The sequence below is a fragment of the Methylobacterium sp. AC832 genome (assembly GCF_979256025.1).
On the sequence record NZ_CEEDMV010000043.1, the window covers coordinates 1 to 277 of the forward strand.

Annotated in this window: 1 pseudogene; it reads right to left on the minus strand. The window is 66.1% G+C overall.

The window, feature by feature from the left end:
• Positions 1–277, minus strand: a pseudogene (locus AC0IXR_RS25050) (1-deoxy-D-xylulose-5-phosphate reductoisomerase); the annotation flags it as partial.

Consider the following 277-nt stretch of genomic DNA (forward strand, 5'->3'; position numbering starts at 1 on the left):
GGATGCACGCTCACGTCGAGGCGCTCGGCCTCGCTCGCGAACAGGTGATGCGCCTCGATGAGTTCGAGGCCCTTGTTCATCAGCGAGGCCGAATCGATGTTGCTCTTCATGCCCATCGACCAGGTCGGATGAGCCGCCGCCTCGGTGGGCGAAGCCGCGGCGATGCGGTCCTTCGTCCAAGTGCGGAACGGGCCGCCGGAAGCCGTGAGGGTCATCTTGGTCACGTCCGAGACGCGACCGTTCCCGAGCGCCTGGGCCAGGGCATTGTGCTCGGAAT